This is a genomic window from uncultured Mycobacterium sp., from assembly GCF_964249325.1.
Lineage (GTDB): Bacteria > Actinomycetota > Actinomycetes > Mycobacteriales > Mycobacteriaceae > Mycobacterium.
Window position 1 is genome coordinate 1 of the sequence record NZ_CAXUCH010000076.1, and the last position, 17,072, is coordinate 17,072.

Consider the following 17,072-nt stretch of genomic DNA (forward strand, 5'->3'; position numbering starts at 1 on the left):
ACCCTCAGCGCCGGGCAACTACCCCCACGTGGTCACCCTGAATGCCTCCGAACACGTTGCTGCAGCTAGATAGTAGCTGCCAGTGACCAGAATCGTTGTCAGAATCCAGGATGACCTCGTTACAGCACCTGACCTGCGTGACACTATTCCGCCTTTACTCTCGCTACTACGCATAGGTGGAAACTGCAACGTCAATGGACATTCGTCTCCGGGGATGGGGCGGGTCGTACAGAGCCATTGAAGCCTCCGAACATGAATTCCCGAATGCGACAAGCATGACAGGGCGCGGGAGAATACAGGGGACGCGAGCGCGCATCGGGATCACGAAGGACCAAGCGACTAACTGAGGAACCGCTGGAAACCGACACGACCAGCTTGGATTCGAAGACTATCCGAATCTCAAAGTCACCCCGCCGATGCCGTGAACATGTAGCATCCGCTGTTCGAAGAACGCGTCCACCTACGAAAGTTGAGAACCTTGCGCGAGACCGACAGTGTCAGCCGCCTCGAAAAGGTGCCGGATCAGCGCTCGGCACGGACCGATTTTCGCCTAGACATCGAGGGTTTGCGTGCTGTCGCGGTGCTTGCCGTTGTCCTCTTTCATGCTGGCGTCCCTGGTGTGGGTGGCGGGTTCATCGGGGTGGATGTGTTCTTTGTCATCTCGGGTTTCCTGATCACCGGGTTGCTCTGGCGGGAAGTGAGCACTGTGGGCACCGTTCGGCTGCGCCGCTTCTACGGGGCGCGGGCTCGCCGACTATTGCCGGCGTCGGCCACGGTAGGCGTCGCAACGGCACTCGGCGCGGCAATCCTTTTACCCCCCTTACAGGCCCGGACCGTATTCGGCGACGGTATCGCCTGCGCGTTGTATGTCGGCAATTATCGGTTCATTTTGCAGGGGGTCGATTACATGGCTCCTTACATGCCGGCCTCACCTTTTCAGCACTACTGGTCTTTGGGCGTAGAGGAGCAGTTTTACCTGGTGTGGCCCGCCTTGATGATCGCTACGGCATGGCTCGTCCGGCGTGCGCGTCGCCGCACCAGAGCCCATGCCACCTCATCGCAAAGTTCCTATCTGGTGGTGCTTGCCGTGGTTGGGGTCGTGTCGTTTGCGGTGTCGCTGGCGGCCACCCACTGGGCGCCTCCGGTGGCGTTCTTTTCGCTGCCGACCCGGGCCTGGCAGTTGGCCGTTGGTGGCCTGGTGGCTCTCACCGCCGACCACTGGCGCCGGCTTCCGGCGGGACTGGCCGCGATCGCGGGATGGGCAGGGCTGGCCCTGATCTTGCTGGGCTGCACGCTGTTGGGCACGAGCACGCCCTATCCGGGGACGGCCGCGCTGTTGCCCGTGGTCGGCACGGCGCTGGTGATCGGCGCTGGCTGCGCCGCACCTTGGTGGGGATGCGGCCGCCCGCTGGCAGTGGCGCCGATGCGGGCGATCGGCCGGGTGTCGTACTCCTGGTATCTGTGGCACTGGCCGGTGTTGCTGCTGGCACCGCCGTTGCTGGGCCACCCGCTGGGATTGCCCGGCAGGCTCGCAGCGGCCCTCGTCTCCAGTGGGCTGGCGATGCTCACACTGCATTTCGTCGAGAATCCACTGCGGTTCGGCGCGTTCCTGCGCAGGTCGGCTGCTTGCAGTCTTGCGCTTGGCGGTGTTGCCACCGCAGTAGCGGTCTGCGTGTGTGTAGCGCTGCTGGTATTGGTGCCGACTCCGGTCGGCCATGGCACGCCAGCTGCGGCGCTGACGGTCACTGCGGCGCCTTCCCCCGGCGGCCGCAATATTGACCCCTACGACGCGGCGGTGCAGCACACGTTTGCCCAGGTGCAGGCGGCGGTCGCGGCATCCGCCAAGCTGACCGCCGTACCGTCGAACCTGGACCCGCCGCTTGCCGACGCGACAGCCGAAATCAAGGACGTTTACCTCAACGGCTGCCTGCGCAATGTTCTCCAAGTCAGCGAGCCCGACTGCGTGAAGGGCGACACCGCGTCGACGACGACGGTGGCCCTGGTCGGCGACTCCAATGCCGCGATGTGGGCTCCGGCTTTCCAGCAGGTCGCCGAGCAGCGACGCTGGCGGCTGGAGACCCTGGACAAGATGGGTTGCCCATTGATGGACTTGCCCATCTCTAGCCCTTACCTTCACCGGGAGTACACGGAGTGCGAACAGTGGCGCGGTCAGGTCATTACCCGGTTACGTGCGGAGCGCCCGCGTCTGGTCGTGGTAAGCATGTGGCGGCGCTACGGTGCCGCCTACGGTTACCCGTCAGGTTTTGCGTCGTACGACCCGGCGTGGATCAACGGCTTGACTCGCCTTGTGCATCAGCTGCGCAGCACTGGTTCGAAGGTGCTGGTGCTCGGGCCGATCCCGGACCCGCACTCAGTGGTGCCAATTTGCCTGTCCAGCCACCTCAATGACGCGACGGCCTGCTCGCCGGCCAGGTCGCTGGCCGTGAACGAACCCGGCATCGCATCTGAGTCTGCCGCCACCACAGCCGGCGGTGGACAATACGCGGACGTCACCGAGTTGTTCTGCACTGCTGACCGCTGCCCGGTGATCGTGGGCAAGACTCTGGCATACCTTGACTGGAATCACCTGACGGTCGAATACTCTCGGCTGTTGGCACCGGTAATGGGGGCGCTGGCCGATCGTGTACTCGTCCACGGTTGACATGCTGCGGACTGTTGGTGATTCATCGCACGCAAGAATGTGTCACCGCAGTGAGCTTCGCAACGCCGAGGCTGTGTGGCTATGAGATCGCTGCGGCGACTTCACATTTAAGCGTCGGCTGTAGCAACGGCGTGCTGTATCGCTTCGACGAGTGGTGAGTAGTGCGATGGTCTCCAGGTGGTCAGTTTGCGGTGGTCAAACCGAAACCGTCTGCCCAGATGGACGTTCCTCGCCAGCAGCAATGGTCCTTCGCTTGAGACGAGATTTCAGAGACATCGCCCGCTTCTCAACCACAAACCAGCTCAGCGCTGCGAGCGGCAGAGTGGCGATCACTGCAATGACAGCGAACACAACTGGATTCAGAATGCTGAGCCCACAGATAACCAGCAGCTGCTGCATAGGCCATCCGTAGATGTATACGCCGTAGGACAGATCCGTCCGTAGTCTCAAGCGCTTGTTGTGGATGAGGGCACCCGAAACGATGATCGCGTAAGCCAGCGGAACAGCGCCAATCAGCCGGTAATTAGGCAGCAGGTTCGCCGCTAGAACGACGACCACGCTCACCACGACGAGTGACCAGCGAGCAGGAATCATGTTCCGGAACTGATACAGGAGCACACCAGCCAAAAACATGACAGCGAACCGCGCAGCGATTGCCTGCGCGAGGAGCGCGACAGTCTTGAGGTCATGTGCAGCGGCGATGTGTCGCTGGGTGCCTGTTGGTTCTTCAAGCAACGACAAAAGCCAAGCCGGCAGTTGCGCCGACCAGTACAGCGCCAGTGCCAACAAGGCAGGAATTAGCCACCGGCGACGGAGGAGTCCGACAACGCCGAGACCAGCAATAGCGATGTAGCACAATACCTCCCATTGGAGCGTCCAAAGAGGACCGTTCCATACGCCCGGAAATGGGATGCCCTGCGGTGTTCCGCCGATATCGGGCTGAAGGATCATCACTGCGCTGTTTTTGAGGACGTAACTGATTGGTGCGGTAGACAGCAGCAGGTTGGCGGCTGGGCCGCCCTGAATCGCCACGCCGATCGGGGCGACGACAAACGCGGTGATGATCAGGCAGGCCCACAACCCAGGGAGGATGCGAAGACCTCGAGCGGCGAAGTAGGTGCGCAGCCGCGGGTTGCTGAGCCAACTCGCCGTGATGAGGAAGCCTGAGATTGCAAAGAACCCGTCAACCCATACGTCTCTAAGAAGCTGGTGAGCTGGCGCGAAGTGCACTCGGCGGCCCGTGAGCGGCCAGGAGTGGCATAGGATAACGCCGGTCGCCAACGTTAACCGCCACGCGTTCAGTGCGTTCCTTCGCGGATCGAATTCCTGCCCCAGCTTCATACTCTCCAGCCATTGCCGCTTTGACGATCGACGATGTTACGACGGCGGCAAGTTTAGGGTCTGCGCTCATCTCAAGTGGTTCCTTCCCATACAACCAAGCAAACTGATCTTGTCAGCACTGCTCGACGCGCGCCGATCGTCCGACGTTGCCGCTAAACGCGGTGGGAATCGAGGCCCGGACGGTACCCGTACGAGGGCATCGTAGTGTCTGCATGCGCTCGGGAAGGGCCTGATGCGGCTGTTGCCGGCGTCGGCCATGGTTGGCGTCGCAACCGCGATCGGCGCCGCTGTCCTGTTACCGCTGTTGCAGGCCGTGAACGAACCGGCATCGCATCTGAGTCTGCCGCCGCCAAAGCCGGCGGTGGACAATACGCCGACGTCACGAAGTTGTTCTGCACCGCTGACCGCTGCCCGGTGATCGCGGGCAACACTTTGGCGTACCTTGACGGGAATCACTTGACGGTCAAATACTCCCGGCTGTTGGCACCGGTAATGGGGGCGCTGGCGATCGTGCTCTCGCCCACGGTTGACATGCTGCGGACTTCGGCGATGCCCCGCAACAGAACGGTGCATCGCGGCCCCCAGCAAAAAATCGGGGTGAGTAGGCCTGGCTGACGTCAACTAGCCGCCACGCCGGCCGCTTCGCGAACCAGGCTGTGCCATAAGGAGTTCGCGACGCTGAGGCCATACGACTTTGAGATCGTCGGGCAGCTTCACACCTTGACTTCGGGCCGTAACAGCGCCGTGCGGTATCGCCTCGACGGCCGGTGAAGAGTGCGATGGTCCGGTGGTCAGTTGCCGGTGGTCAAACCCGAAAGCTTCTGCGCAGACGGACTTTCCTGGCCCGCAGCAGTGCTCCTTCGCTTGAGACGAGATTTCAGAGACATCGCGCGCTTCTCAACCATGAACCAACTCAGCGCGGCGAGCGGCAGAGTGGCGATCGCTGCAATGACCGCGAACACAATCGGATTCACAATGCCAAGTCCACAGATGACCAGCAACTGCTGAACCGGAAACGCGTAAATGTAGACACCGTAGGACAGATCCGTCCGCAGTCTCAAGCGCTCATTGTGGATGAGGGCACCCGAAACGATGATCGCGTAAGCCAAAGGAACGGCGGCAATCAGCCGGTAATTAGGCAGCACGCTCGCCGCTAGAACGATGACCACGCTCACCGCGACCAGTGACCACCGAGCGGGAATCACGTTGCGGAAGTGATACAGCAGCGCACCCGCTGAAAACATAACAGCGAAACGCGCGGCGACGGCCCCCATGACCAGCCAGTTAGTAGCAGCGGATACGTTTCCATGCGCGGCGGCTGCTGGCTCTTCAGCAAGCATGCTCCACGGCGGCAGTAGCGCCGAACAGATCAGCGCCAGAGCTAACAGCGCAGGAATTAGCCACCGGCGATTCAGGAGTCCCATAACGCCGAGAACAGCAACAGCGATGTAGCACAATACTTCCCAATAAAGAGTCCAGAGTGAACCGTTCCACCCCGCCCACGGGTACGGGACCCCGTGCGGGGTTCCGCCGATATCGGGGTGAACGATCATCACTGCGCTGTTTTCGAGGACGTACTCGATCGGTGCACTGGAAAGCAGGAGCTTGGTGGCACGGCCGCCCTGAATCGCCACGCCGATCGGGGCGATGACAAACGCGGTGACGAACAGGCAAAACCACAACCCAGGGAGGATCCGCAGGCCTCGAGCAACGAAGTAGGTGCGCAGCCGCGGGTTGTTGAACCAACTCCACGTAATAAGGAATCCTGATATTGCAAAGAACCCGTCGACCCATACGTCCCTGAGAAGCTGGTGGACTGGCGCGAACGACACGTGGCGGCCCGTGAGTGGCCATGAGTGGCACAGGATAACCCCGGTCGCCAGGGTTAACCGCCACGCGTTCAGTGCGTTGTTTCGCGGATCGAATTCTTGTCCGAGTTTCATACTCCACCGTTCATAGCCGCTTTAGCCAGCGATCGACGACGTCATCGACGGCAGCAAGTTTAGGGTTTGCGCTCATAAAAAGTGGTTCATTCGCGCCAATCGAGCGAACTGGTCTTTACGGTGCTGCTCCACAGGCGCGCCGTACGGCGCGGCGACGCGGAAGGCTTGAAATCGAGCGAACTGGTCTTTACGGTGCTGCTCCACAGGCGCGCCGTACGGCGCGGCGACGCGGAAGGCTTGAAGTCGTGCCGGTCAGCAGCGACGCGGATCTGCTGTGACCAGGTACGGTCGCGCAGATGTGGTCGGCGTTGGTCGCCGCGACCGCCTAGCGAATCAACCAACATGCTTGAGCCGGGCGAAATTTTCCACGAGGTCGGTTGCGACAGCGATGCTTTCGGTGGGTTTGCTCATGCGTGAGGCGATGTCCCGGGCTCGCGCGGCGTATTCCGGGGCAAGGATGGTGTGCAGATCCGCAACGAGCGATTGCTGGGTCGTGGTCGAAAAACGCCGGGCGGTGCCCACTTTCAATCGTTTGACCGCAGTTCCGCGCAGCGACTGATCCGGCCATGTCCAGAGGATCAGCGTGGGGACTCCGGCGCGCAGGCCTACGGCTGTGGTCGCCGCGCCACCATGGTGCACGACCGCCCGGCAGGCTGAAAAAATCGCCGCGTAATTCACGGCGCCCACAACCTTGACGTGTTCGAAATGGCCGACGTCGCTGAAGTCACTCCACCCGGCGCACACCAACGCCCGCTCGCCTAACTGCGCGCAGGCCGCGCTGATCATGGCGAGGGTTTCGGCAGCAGATTCGACCGGTATGCTGCCAAAGCCGAAGAGAATCGGCGGTGTTCCCGCGGCAATCCACGAGGCGACCTCGTCATCGGCATCTGTTGGCACCTCGATTGTGAGCGCGCCAACGAAGGGCCGCTGACCATCGCATTCCGCCCATTCGGCTGCCAGCCCGGGAAAGCAAACTTCGTCGTAAGCCTGAATTTCCAGCGATCCGCGCTCGGCGATCCGCCGCGACGAGGGGCTTGTGGCTTTGGGAAGGCCCAGTTCACGGCGCTGCGCGTTCTCAACCTTCCTGGTCATGCGCCAGTGCAGCCACCAAAAAACCGACATTGCAAAGCGCACCAGCGGCGCCGGCATGATCGGAAAGGCCTGACCGTGGGCCCGCATCGGGAACGTATGCAGCGTGACCAACGGAATGTTGTAATACTCCGCGACGTTGGCAGCGCCCTCTTGGAAACTGATGCCGGTTAATAGCAGGTCGGCCCCGTCCGCCAGCGAGGTGAGCGTCGCGCTCATCTCCATCCAGGATTGGATTCCGGGTTCCCAAACTTCGCGCCACAATCTCGTCACGTCGCGGAGTTTCCAGAAGTTGCGGAAGAGGCTCGCCCAGAAGTCGCGGTGCATGTCGATCTGGACCTGCGTATCGAGCCCGTAGCCAACCGCCGCAAGCCCAGCCGCGTCGACGTCGCCAACCATGTCGGGCGGCACGGCCATGCGCACCTCGTGCCCGCGACGCAACAGCTCACGACCGAGAGCGACGCCGGGCTCGACATCGCCACGAGTTCCATAGCATGCAAGCACAAATATCATCGTCGAGTTCTAGCCCTTCACTTCCTGTGCACGTAGGCAACGTTAGAGGTATCGGTCATCACGGGTTGTCCGGACTGGTCGATCACCGTCCGCAGTCATATGACCGTCCAGCGTGCTTTCCGGGACATTCGTGGTGCGTTACTTTGGCTGACCATTCCTACCCGACGGACGGGTTGGGTTGCAGGCGGCATCTGGTGCGCCACGGGACGGTGTGGCACGAATTCGCGGCGTAACACGGCTAATCAGGCCGCGTTGGTCGCTCGGCTTTGAGAATCGCAGCAAGCACACCACCGATGCCGGCTGAGGACAACACTGGTTCCATAACCAGCAGGGACACGACCTAACCGTACATCCGGCATCGCCGCCCCAAGGCCCACTTGGGATGCGTCCGCACGGTGCGGGTTGCATTTCTCGCTGCCAGGTCGGGCATACCCATGTACAGAAGTCCGAATACCCGGAGGATTTGAGCACGATTCCGGAGCGCCTGGTCATCGGAGCGGTCAAGGTTGCGGCGGTGCTCAAGCTGGCTCATAAAGTGTTCGGCCAGTATTTGCGGACACCGTTCGACGCGTTCGGGTAATCATCGGCGACCAACATAGTGTCGGCAACAGACATCGGTATTTGTGGGAGGCGACGATATCGGTGTCAAGCGGCTCGACTAGACCGACCGGTGCCGGAACTCTACCTTGCCAATTTGCGCGACTTGAAGCGCTCTTTGGTAATCGAGTTTGGCGCGTATCACGGGGGCTCGGCTTTATTTTTCGCCAATGTCACGGAGCAGATCGACGAACCATTCGCGAGAACAAATTCGGCTGGACATTTGCTACCAACGGGCACCTGATACGCAATTAAACTCGAGTCTTGACGAGCCTGGCTGCGCTCAGGCGGCGTCGATGTGCAGGTTCTGGTAGTGGCGGTCAACGCTGTCGTGCATAGTCCGCCTTCGCGGGTTAACCCACCCGTCGTACGCGGGCGAAACTTTCCACGAGATCGGCGGCGGCCGCTGCGCTTTCGGCCGGTTTGGTCATCCGGGTGGCGATCTCGCGGGCGCGGGCTACATATTGCGGGGCGAGGATGGTGCGAAGGTCCGCGACCAGCGATTGCTGGCTAGTGGTTGAAAAGCGGCGAGCGGTGCCCACTGTCAACCGCTTGACCCGAACTCCCCACAGCGTCTGATCGAGATCTGTCGAAAGGATTAACTGCGGAACTCCCGCGCGCAGGGCCGCGGCCGTAGTCCCGGCACCACCGTGGTGCACAACCGCGCGGCAGGCGGGAAAGGCGGCAGCGAAATTGACCGCATCCACCACCTTGACGTGGTCGAAATCCGGGACTTGACTGAAGTCAGTCCCGCCGGCGCAGACCAACGCCCGCTCCCCTAACTGCGCGCAGACCGCGCCGATCATGGCCAGCGTCTCGGACGCAGATTCGAGCGCGATGCTGCCAAAGCCGAAGAATATCGGCGGTGTTCCCGCAGCAATCCACGACACGACCTCGTCGTCGGCATCCGTCGCCAGCTCCATCGTCAGCGCGCCCACAAAGGGCCGTTGGCCGTTGAATTTCGCCCACTCGGCTGCCAGCCCGGGAAAGCAAACCTCGTCGTAGGCCTGGATTTCCAGCGCTCCGCGCTCGGTGATCCGTCGCGGCGAGGGGCCTGTAATCTTCGGTAGACCCAGTTCACGGCGCTGTGCGTCCTCCACCTTCTTCGTGCCCCGCCAATTCACCCACCAGAACGCCCTCATTGCCGAGCGACCCAATGGCGAAGGCAGAAACGACAGGAGCTGTCCGTTGACGCGGAGCGGGAAGTAATGCAGCGTGGCCAACGGAATGTCGTAATACTCTGCGACGTTGGCAGCGGCGTCCTCGAAATTCAGGCCGGTGAATAGCAGGTCGGCCCCTTCCGCCAGCGACGTCAGCGTCGTGCTCATCTCCTTCCAGCACTGAATGATGGGCCGCCCAACTTCGCGCCGCAGCCTGATCAGATCCCGGACCCTCCAAAAGTTGCGGAAGAAATACGCCCAGAAGTTGCGGTGCGCGTCCAGAAGGGCCTGCAGATCCGGTCCGCAGCCGACCGCCGTAAGCCCAACCGACTCGGCGAAGGCAACCAGGTCCGGCGGGACGGCGATTTGCACTTCGTGCCCGCGACGCAGCAGCTCACGACCGACAGCAACGCACGGCTCGACATCGCCACGAGACCCATAGCATGCCAGCACAAATCTCATCGCCGATCCTGGCCCTTCACTTCCCGTGCGGGTTCTGCGAAACGAAAGCGGACGTCCCGCGTCCTCGGCTCAGCCGCCCGGCAGCATAACGTGATACCCACGCCTCGACCTTAAATCCATAATTTCGGCAAGCGGTCAACGCCGGACCGTCGCGGGTAAGCCCTGGCTATGCGGTCAAAAATTCGCTGAGGTATGCAGGCGGCCTCAGGTTGAGCAAGCGGTCGCGGTCGCCGGCGAGGTCCGCATAATCGAGCGCCTCAATCTGCTCCGCCGAGTAAGACAATTGCGATTCCGGCACGCCCCTTCGTATGAGCCCGACGCCAAAGTCGCAGTCTAGCACCGCGATTCGCAAGTCATCCCGCGTGCTGCGCAGGTGGACGACAGCCTTCCAGACGTCGCCGCTCCAGAAGATGTTCCACCAGTGATGCTGCGCACGAAAGTCGGCGTATGACGACGCGGGACAGGCGATCGAGGCGCGCGCAGGGTTGCAGTCGTCCAAGACAATGACACCGTCGTCCCGCAAATAGCGCAGGGTGTTCTCGACGTCGCGCAACGCCTGCTTATAGGTGTGGAGGCCGTCGATTAGGGCGACGTCGATGCCGCGCTGCTCGAGTAAAGCCGTCTCGTGTGCGAAGAAAGCATCGCTGGTCGTCTCGAAATAGTGGGTGACTCGCGCATTCGCTTCGGCCAGCCTGCGGCGACGCGCCGAGAGTTTAAACGCCGGATCCACGGCGATCTTCTCGTCGGCGGTAATGCGCCGTAACGTCACTCCGAAACCCACGCCGATCTCTAGGTAGACACCCTTCGCCCGCCCGTCAAGCGCCCGCTGCACAGCCTTGATCCGGTTCACTGACAACCTTTTGCCGATCAGCCAACGTGCCGCAAGCGGACGAAACTTTCCACGTAATCAGCGGCGGCCGCAGCGCTTTCGGCGGCCTTGCTCATGCGGGTGGCGACCTCACGCGCCCGGCCGACGTATTGCGGGGAAAGGATGGTGCGCAAGTCGTCGACGAGCGATTGCTGGGTGGTGGTCGAAAAGCGCCGGAGAGTGCCCACCCTTAGTCGTTTGACGGCAGCTCCCCAGATCTGCTGATCGGGCCACCTCCAGAGGATCAACGTCGGGACTCCGGCACGCAGGCCTGCGGCTACGGTGCCCGCGCCGCCGTGATGCACAACCGTCCGGCAGGCCGGTAAAATCGCGGCATAATCGACCGCATCCACAATCTTGACGTGCTCGAAATGGGCGACGTGGCTGAAGTCGGTCCCGGCGGAGCAAACCAACGCCCGCTCGCCCAGCTGCGCGCAAGCCGCGCCGATCATCGCAAGCGTGTCAGCAGCAGAATCGAGGGGGATACTGCCGAAGCTGAAGAAAATCGGCGGTGTTCCCGCAGCAATCCAGGAGGCGACCTCATCATCGACTTCCGTCGCCGACTCTATCGTGAGCGCGCCGACAAATGGCCGTTGGCCATTCCACTTCGCCCATTCGGCTGCCAGCCCTGGGAACAAAACCTCGTCGTAGGCCTGAATTTCTAACGCTCCGCGTTCCGTGATCCGCCGCAGCGAGGGGCCGGTTGCATTCGGTAGTCCCAGTTCACGGCGCTGGTCGTTTTCGAGCTTTTTCCCCATTGGCCAACCTAGCCACTGGAGCACCGTCATTGCGGAGCGGATCAGCGGCGCCGGGACCATTGGAACCAGCTGTCCGTTAACCTGTATCGGGAAAGTATGAAGGGTGGCCAACGGAATGTCGTAATACTCTGCGACATTGGCGGCGCACTGCCAGAGAGTCGGGCCGGCAAATAGCAGGTCCGCTCCGTCCGCCAGCGAGGTCAGCGTCCTGCTCATTTCGCCCCACCACTTGCCGACGAGCTTCTGAGTTTCGCGCCCCTCCCTGATCAGATCTCCGAGGTTCCAGAGGTTGCGGGGGAAATCCGCCAGGAAGTTCAGGACGAAATCCACGTCCATCGCAGTATGCAAATCCGGTCCGCAGCCGACCGCTGAAACCCCAGCCCTTTCCGCGAGGCGAACCAGGTCGGGCGGGACGGCGACGCGAACGTCGTGTCCTCTGCCCAGCAGCTCCCGGCCGACAGCAACGCAAGGCTCGACATCGCCCCGACTCCCATAGCATGCCAGCACAATTCTCATTGCAATTCCTGGCCCTTTCACTCCCATGCGCGTTCTGTGAAATGAAAGGGGAGCCTCGCCCCCCGGCTCAACTACCCGGCAGCATAACTCCGATATCCGCGCCATCGACCTGAATCCAGAAACTTAGACAAGCGGCGGACGCGATTTCCCAACGCCGAGCTCGGCTAACAGAAGTGAATGGGTGAAATATCGCAAGCTTGGCGACCCGGTTGGGCAATTGCAGCACTGATGAGCTGGGAAAGGTCTTGCTGCAAGGCATTCCGCGACGACAGGATGGCGCTCGCGCCATTCAACGGTGTGACCCGGCAGCCGCTCAGAGATGCGTACCGGTGAGCGAGAAGCCTTTCAAGGCACTCGAAAGCTCATGTTGCATGCCATCAGTCGAGTTTGGACGGCCCGGCTGATAGGCAAGGACCGTGACAAAGATCTTGCCATTTGCTCTTCCCGCCCCCAAAACCATCAGTCCGCCGAGCCGGTGCATCATCTCCTTGGTCATACCTAAGTAGTGCATCCTCATGGCGAAGTAGTCGGCGTCGGTTCCATCTGGGCGGGTGGCGGCCGTGTCGACTATGCCGAGGTTGGTTGCGATGACACCGGTCGCATTGCCGGTGATCCTGACGAGCCGTTTAGGCAACAACGGAACGAGAGACAACAGTGCCTGCTCTTGATTGGGCACCTCCCGGTGGTGAACCAGCGCTTGTTTGATTACGGCCCGGATCTCGCGCAGGTCCGTCGTCACGGGTGCGGGGTCGACCGTGATGTCGACATTGCCGACCGCGTTGCCGCGAGTATCGCCCTGGGTGCGCTCGTCGACCGGGATCCTCAACGCGACCGAGCCATCTGCAGTGACTCGTCCCAGCCGCTGGGCGAGATGGGCCGCCAATCCCGCAAGCAGCGCATTGCTGGTCCCACCTAGTGAGTGTGCGCGGGCCTCCCACTCGTCAGCATCGACGAACATCGTCGCTATGGGAACCGTGATGGGTTCGTCGGTGCCCTCTGGCAGCGCGGGTGGTCCGGTAGGCGACGGGGCGGCAGCTGCAGCACTACCGCGGCTACGCCGAGCCAACCGTACTGCGGCGCCGACGGCACGCCCCATAGCGGGCAGGTCGCGCGCGGTTTGGCGGGCGTCCTCGCGCACGGCCTGCCACCGTCGGCGTGATGCGGCGGCAGGCCAGCTGATCGGGTCGTCGCGGCCATGTGCCGCATCCGCTAGCGCCTCGAACATCCCGAGCCCGTCGGTGAGGCAATGTGGGATGACTAGGCTCACCCCGGCGCCCCCGTCGGTGAACGGGAGCACCGCAAGGTGCCAAACCGGCCCGTGTTCACAATCCAATGGAGTGCCGGCCTGCTCGTTGAGCCAGGTGTCGAACTCTTCACGCGGTCGGGCCGACCCGACGATCTCAACGCCGGATGAGCCGTTGGGCGATATCCAGCGGTGGCGGCCGAATCGCAACGGTGAGCGTTCGATGCGTCGGGATAACCGTCCCCGCTGAAGGTGGTCATGGAGCCGCCGCACACCGTCGATGTCGATCGCACGGTTGTATACCCAGACACCTTGCAAAAGGACGGTGACTCCGGTCGCTCGCCCGAAGTCAAACATCGCCTGGTCGACCGGATCGAGCACATTGTCCATTTTCTTGACAGTACTTCTTACCGTATGCAATGGCATTTCCGCGGTTCGCGTACCGATAACGACCGAAGTCGCGATCAATCCTCAAGGGAGCGATGTAGTTAAATCAGGCTCGGCCACCAGACGGTCTCCGGGTGATGAGCCACCCGCCTGGCGTGTGCGGTGCAGTGCCTGCGCGTAGCCTCTATACGAGCAACCCCTCAGTCCGTGAACGCATTTCACTCTTCATCGACGGCCAGGCTGAGACGCTCGCGTGCGGTCTTGTTTGAGCTATCAACGCGGCAACGATGGTCCGCGAAATCTCAGGTGGCCTAGCTGCCTGATGGAGGCCGATGTCCTTGGGTGATAGGTGAAGCCCTAGGCGATTTCGCTGCGGACGCGCTTCGCCTTCCGCCGGTAGGCCAAAGCCGCCTTTGCAAGCTCGCCCGACTCGGGGTGCACAATATGCGCCAGGATGCTGATGACGCGGCTGACGCTGAGCAGCCCCCGGTAGCCGAGCAATCGTCCCTTCCGGATGACGCCTGCCTGCTCCCCGTGCTGCCGCCAGTAGGTCGTCTCGTCACCGCTGAAGTTTTTGGTCGGAGCAGCCGTGTAGTAGTAGAGCGCTACCGATCGCCGCCATTTGCCCGCAGCGACAGGAACTGGGACCCCGTGCATGGACTGGTCATCCGTTCGGAAGATGACGACCCTGCCCCAGTCCGGTACAACCGATTTCACAGCCCGGCCATGGTTGTCGTATAGGGAGAGACAGCCCCCATCCTGCAGCGACCAGCCGTCGTTTAGGTAGACGAGGACGTTGATGCGTCGGTAAAGATTCAGGGCTCGGTAATAGTGGAAGTCGGTGTGAGGACTCAGGATGCCACCCGGACCGCTGAGGTGCAGCCCGCCCCCACCCAGGTAGGGGTCAGGGAGCAGCTGCCGGACGCCGGTGATTTGCTCGAGCACCCTGAGGAACCGAGGTTCGGAGAGCTCCCTGATGAGGGCCTTGAACGGCTCGGGGATGAGGTCGGGATCAGAGCAGAAATGCTTGTTCTGTTGGTAGCGAAGGGGCAGTTCGTTCCACCAGGGCCATGAGATGTCGGGAAAGGCGCTGGCCGCCGCCGGCGAAAGACGTAGAAGGCCATCAACCACCAGGTGGGGGAACGGTTCGGCCGCCTGGAATTCACGCCGCAGCTCGGACGCGTTCCGTTCGAGTTCTTCTATGTCGAGAATGGCCTCTGCCAAGGGTGATGTCTCCCATCGCTAGTCTCGAACACAGTGACCATATAACGACCGGGCACGAGGGTTGCACCGCATCGACTGGTCGTGGCCGAATCCCGGCTTACCATTGAGGCGCCTGCAAAGCGTTTCAGCGGCCCAGTCGGTCGAATTGGCTCTGATCGGGGAGCGCATCGTCATGACTCCCTCAGTCGTGGACGCCGTAACTCTCCAATGGAGTACGCTTCGAATTCTGGTCCGCTAACGGCGGATCGATGTGCGTGCCACAATCCAGCAACATCACGAGTCTTGGTGAGGCGCTTGGTAACTCTTCGGGACTCAGGCGAGGAGACCGGTTGTAGTGCTCAAACTGATCTTGCGGAACCTACCGCCGAGGCTCTTCAACCTGCTGGTGCCACTCATCACCCTACTGTTGCTTCCGATCGTCGCCCGGCGCTACTTCCGCACCTCCACCGGTCGCGCGTACGGGGTCGGCCTTGCCACCAAGCTGCGCTTACTCGCCGCGATGGTGCGCAACAACATGCTGGTGCCCTCCGCCTCGATCTGGGTCACGCACCTGTTGATGGCGACCGAGATTCTGAACGTTCCGCCCTCGGTCAAAGGAGTCATCGTCGAATGCGGCTGCTTCAAAGGCGGTAGTACAGTGAATCTCTCGCTGGTCGCCGCCGCATGCGGACGTGAGCTTCACGTGTTCGATTCCTTCGCCGGTCTCCCGGATCCGAGTCCGGAAGACTCCGGCCACTTGCTGCTTGTCGACTCCGAAGTCCAGACATACGCCCGCGGCGCCTACGCCGGCACGTTGCAGGAGGTCACGTCGAATATCGAACGCTTTGGGGCGCGCGATGCTTGCACCTTCCACAAGGGCTACTTCGAGGACACTCTCCCGCAATTTGACCAGCCGATCGTCTTCGCCTTCGTCGACGTCGACCTCGCAAGCTCCGTGAAGACCTGCCTAGAGTATCTCTGGCCGCTATTAATCGACGGTGGTTACCTATTCACCGATGAGGCTCCACACCTAGAGATCGCCGGCCTCTTCTATGACCGACAGTGGTGGTCCGAGGTACTGGGCACCGAGCCGCCAGGCCTTGTAGGCGCAGGCAACGGTCTCGGCCTTTTCCCGCATGAGGGCGGATTTTTCGGCAGCTCGATCGGCTACACAGCAAAGATTGACCGGTCGGCTCTGCCTAGTCGGCCAGGTTAAACGGCGGCTCTTCGTGTCGAGCTTTGGGCATCGAACGCTGCGGCCTCTGCGCGGCTGAAAAACGTCTTCCATACGCCCAATTCAGCTGGCGCACCCGCTCACGCAACGAACTTTTGCGATGGCATTGAACTGTGTGATCCACGGTCGTAAGAAGTTCACCAACAACGCGGGGAAGCTACCAAGGAACAGCAGACGAGAACCACCAGGGTATTGTTCCGCCCATGTGGAGCTCAGTGCTGGTGCTGGCGTTGGGGTCCGGGCTTTTGACGGGACTCGATCCGATGCGTCTCGGCCTAACTCTTCTGGTGATCTCCCGGCCACGGCCTGTGCAAAACCTGCTCGCCTACGGGGTCGGAAACCTAATAGCATGCATTTTCACCGTAGTGCTTCCTCTGACGGTGCTGCACGTAACACCGATGGTCAAAACTTTTGCGGACCATGTAACTACGAGTTCCCCCGTCCGGCACATTCAAATTGGCATAGGTGTGTTCGCGCTATCGACCGCCGCGCTGCTGACCGTGCATTCGCTAACGCGCCGGCGCCAGCGGGCGCAGCTGCGGACACCGGACGGAACGACATCGACCCTCGTGCTGGACTCGAAGACACCCACCGCAATCTCGCGGCTGCTGGACCGGGCGCAGGGAGTGCAGACGGAAGGCGGATCTGCATTCCGGCGGCTGCTCGGCCGCGTCCACAATGCATGGGAAAACGGATCGTTGTCGGTCTCGCTGGTGATCGGGCTCGGAACGGGGCCGCCACTTGACGGCGTGCTATTCCTAATCACTTTCATCGTGGCTTCCGGAGCATCGACCGGCGCGCAAGTTATCGCCGCAATCGCGTTCGTCGTCGGGATGCTGGCGGTTGTCGAGATCGTCCTCGTCAGCTATCTGGCCGCGCCAGCGAAAACCCAACCGATAGTGCAGCGGCTGCACGACTGGGCGCGGATACACCGGCGGAAGATTCTGATAGCCATGCTCACCGTGGGTGGGGTCGCGCTAGTGGCCAGCGGCGCGGGCAGCGCCTGAGCCAGTAGTTTCGTTATTGGCGCAGGACAGGCATTCTCGCTAATTTGGCGACAGACGGCTTCCTTCCCTGTTTAGTCAACACGCCTGAG

The 17,072-nt window shown here is 61.8% G+C and carries 12 protein-coding genes and 2 pseudogenes (1 of these 14 running past the window's edge); 5 read left to right on the forward strand and 9 right to left on the reverse strand.

Features of this window, described 5'->3' with window-relative positions; genetic code table 11:
• The first annotated feature begins 478 nt into the window (after positions 1 to 478).
• A complete protein-coding gene (locus ACFE99_RS11790) occupies positions 479 to 2,662 on the forward strand; it encodes an acyltransferase family protein (RefSeq protein WP_375485425.1) in 2,184 nt (727 codons plus the stop codon).
• A gap of 195 nt (positions 2,663 to 2,857) precedes the next feature.
• On the opposite strand, the gene ACFE99_RS11795 is transcribed toward ACFE99_RS11790, so the two are convergent.
• Entirely contained in the window at positions 2,858 to 4,003 is a 1,146-nt protein-coding gene (locus ACFE99_RS11795) for an acyltransferase family protein (RefSeq protein ID WP_375485427.1), read from the reverse strand.
• A gap of 321 nt (positions 4,004 to 4,324) precedes the next feature.
• Here ACFE99_RS11795 and ACFE99_RS11800 point away from each other — a divergent pair.
• A pseudogene (locus ACFE99_RS11800) lies at positions 4,325 to 4,510 on the forward strand (SGNH hydrolase domain-containing protein); the annotation flags it as partial.
• Positions 4,511 to 4,794: 284 nt separating this feature from the next.
• On the opposite strand, the gene ACFE99_RS11805 reads toward ACFE99_RS11800, so the two are convergent.
• Together ACFE99_RS11805 and ACFE99_RS11810 are read right to left on the reverse strand one after the other, a co-directional pair.
• A complete protein-coding gene (locus tag ACFE99_RS11805) occupies positions 4,795 to 5,946 on the reverse strand; it encodes an acyltransferase family protein (RefSeq protein WP_375485429.1) in 1,152 nt (383 codons plus the stop codon).
• Between the two features lie 333 nt (positions 5,947 to 6,279).
• The gene (locus ACFE99_RS11810) at positions 6,280 to 7,548 is read right to left on the reverse strand and encodes a glycosyltransferase (RefSeq protein WP_375485431.1); all 1,269 of its coding nucleotides are present in this window, start codon (positions 7,546 to 7,548) and stop codon (positions 6,280 to 6,282) included.
• A gap of 682 nt (positions 7,549 to 8,230) precedes the next feature.
• Here ACFE99_RS11810 and ACFE99_RS11815 point away from each other — a divergent pair.
• A pseudogene (locus ACFE99_RS11815) lies at positions 8,231 to 8,344 on the forward strand (CmcI family methyltransferase); the annotation flags it as partial.
• 154 nt (positions 8,345 to 8,498) lie between these two features.
• Here the strand turns inward: ACFE99_RS11815 and ACFE99_RS11820 are convergent.
• The 5 genes from ACFE99_RS11820 to ACFE99_RS11840 all read right to left on the reverse strand — a co-directional run bounded on the left by ACFE99_RS11820 (position 8,499) and on the right by ACFE99_RS11840 (position 14,763).
• Positions 8,499 to 9,767 (reverse strand): glycosyltransferase, encoded by a 1,269-nt coding sequence (locus ACFE99_RS11820; RefSeq protein WP_375485433.1) that lies wholly within the window; start codon positions 9,765 to 9,767, stop codon positions 8,499 to 8,501.
• A gap of 166 nt (positions 9,768 to 9,933) precedes the next feature.
• Positions 9,934 to 10,617, reverse strand: coding sequence for a class I SAM-dependent methyltransferase (locus ACFE99_RS11825; protein WP_375485435.1), 684 nt, complete (start codon positions 10,615 to 10,617; stop codon positions 9,934 to 9,936).
• A 17-nt stretch (positions 10,618 to 10,634) separates the two neighbouring features.
• On the reverse strand, positions 10,635 to 11,909 hold the full coding sequence (locus ACFE99_RS11830; RefSeq protein WP_375485437.1) for a glycosyltransferase: 1,275 nt from the start codon (positions 11,907 to 11,909) through the stop codon (positions 10,635 to 10,637).
• Between the two features lie 313 nt (positions 11,910 to 12,222).
• Positions 12,223 to 13,542: a hypothetical protein gene (locus tag ACFE99_RS11835; RefSeq protein WP_375485439.1), complete on the reverse strand. Its 1,320-nt coding sequence runs from the start codon at positions 13,540 to 13,542 to the stop codon at positions 12,223 to 12,225.
• Between the two features lie 354 nt (positions 13,543 to 13,896).
• The gene (locus ACFE99_RS11840) at positions 13,897 to 14,763 is read right to left on the reverse strand and encodes a 2OG-Fe(II) oxygenase (RefSeq protein ID WP_375485441.1); all 867 of its coding nucleotides are present in this window, start codon (positions 14,761 to 14,763) and stop codon (positions 13,897 to 13,899) included.
• Between the two features lie 334 nt (positions 14,764 to 15,097).
• Here ACFE99_RS11840 and ACFE99_RS11845 point away from each other — a divergent pair, with 334 nt between their 5' ends.
• Entirely contained in the window at positions 15,098 to 15,958 is an 861-nt protein-coding gene (locus tag ACFE99_RS11845) for a TylF/MycF/NovP-related O-methyltransferase (protein ID WP_375485443.1), read from the forward strand.
• 221 nt (positions 15,959 to 16,179) lie between these two features.
• A complete protein-coding gene (locus tag ACFE99_RS11850) occupies positions 16,180 to 16,983 on the forward strand; it encodes a GAP family protein (RefSeq protein WP_375485445.1) in 804 nt (267 codons plus the stop codon).
• Positions 16,984 to 17,054: 71 nt separating this feature from the next.
• Here ACFE99_RS11850 and ACFE99_RS11855 read toward each other — a convergent pair whose 3' ends face one another.
• A protein-coding gene (locus ACFE99_RS11855; RefSeq protein ID WP_375485447.1) for a glycosyltransferase crosses the window boundary here: on the reverse strand, positions 17,055 to 17,072 show its 3' portion. 1,134 nt of this gene lie beyond the right edge of the window; only the last 18 of its 1,152 coding nucleotides appear in the window; the start codon falls outside the window, past its right edge — the gene reads right to left on this strand; the stop codon is at positions 17,055 to 17,057.